We start from the raw sequence: 621 nt of genomic DNA on the forward strand, positions 1-621 counted from the left end.
AGGGGGAGAGGGACGCGGTCAGCCTGAAACAGCAGATGGGTGAGTGCCGTAGGGATGAGGGGGGACTGGGCGGGACCTCCGTAGCGAAGATCAGAAGAGTGTATCGACCGAACCGGAATGCCGCCTGAACAAGTCAGGCCGCGCCGTAGCGGTCGTTGAGGCTCGCGGCGAGGCCGTCGGCGAATTTCGCGGCGGCCACGGGGAGCATCCGCCCGCGCAGCTGGCCGAGAATCAGGGTCATGGGGGAGAGGTCGCGCTCGTCGATGGGCCGGCTGACGAGGCGCTGGTCGTTGGGGATGCCGCTCGGCACCTGCAGGCTCACCACATCCTCGCGCAGGGCGAGGTTGCGCAGGAATTCCAGCGAGCTCGATTCGACGGCCGGGCGAAACGGCGTTCCCCGGCGCGCCAGCGCATCGTCGAGATGATGGCGGATCGCCAGCGACCGGTCGGGCAGGGCGAGGGGATGGGTCAGGCACTCGCGCAGCCGCACCGGCCCTTCCTCTTCGGCCAGGGGGTGCGAGGCCCGCACGACGACGCAGAGCGTCTGCCGGCAGGTGAACAGGGCGTGGAGATCCGCCGAGGGCGGCGGCTGCAGCACCAGGGCGAGATCGGCCTCGAAGG

Annotated in this window: 1 protein-coding gene; it reads right to left on the bottom strand. The window is 69.9% G+C overall.

The features are described 5' to 3' along the window. Nucleotides 1–133: 133 nt before the first annotated feature. A partial coding sequence (locus MBTS_RS22795; protein ID WP_244973627.1) for a LysR substrate-binding domain-containing protein occupies nt 134–621 on the bottom strand: 488 nt, incomplete at its 5' end.

It is taken from the genome of Methylobacterium bullatum (assembly GCF_014845095.1).
Lineage (GTDB): Bacteria > Pseudomonadota > Alphaproteobacteria > Rhizobiales > Beijerinckiaceae > Methylobacterium > Methylobacterium bullatum.